Origin of the sequence: Actinomyces urogenitalis, assembly GCF_002861525.1 — a bacterium.
Taxonomy (GTDB): domain Bacteria; phylum Actinomycetota; class Actinomycetes; order Actinomycetales; family Actinomycetaceae; genus Actinomyces; species Actinomyces urogenitalis.
In genome coordinates this window covers 1-465 of sequence record NZ_PKHA01000028.1, presented here as the reverse complement: position 1 = coordinate 465, position 465 = coordinate 1, and the positions used below count along the sequence as shown (strand labels likewise).

Sequence of the window (465 nt, the reverse complement as noted above, 5' to 3'; positions counted from 1 at the left end):
CCCCCGCACGAGGACGCCAACTCGCCGAGCAGCTCATCGCCACGTTGCCGTCATGCCCGATCCCCGAGACTGCGCGACTGGGCAAGACCCTGCGTCGATGGCGGACAGCGTTCCTGGCCTACTTCGATACCCACGGCGCGAGCAACGGCGGCACCGAGGCCATCAACGGGAGGGTCCGTTGAAGGTTTGGTTGACTCCAAGACCGCATGACTCCCTCGAAAGGGTCGTGCTGAAAGGATGGCATCCATGGCGAAGATCGCTTACACCGACGAGTTCAAGCGCGACGCGGTCGCGCTTGTCGTCTCAGGAATCCTGCAGAAGCAGGTCGCCGAGGACATGGGGATGGCCAAAACTACCCTCCAAGCCTGGGTCCGCGACGCTCGCTTCCAGTCCCATGGGATGACCCCGACCACCGATCGTGAGCAGCGCAAGGACATGGCCCAGGCGTTACGCCGGATCCGCGAG

Annotated in this window: 2 protein-coding genes; both read left to right on the top strand. The window is 64.1% G+C overall.

The features are described 5' to 3' along the window. Positions 1–182, top strand: a 182-nt coding sequence (locus CYJ26_RS10520; protein WP_145990794.1) for a transposase, incomplete at its 5' end; no start/stop codon positions are given. A 64-nt stretch (positions 183–246) separates the two neighbouring features. Further along, a partial coding sequence (locus CYJ26_RS10515; RefSeq protein ID WP_180950900.1) for a transposase occupies positions 247–465 on the top strand: 219 nt, incomplete at its 3' end.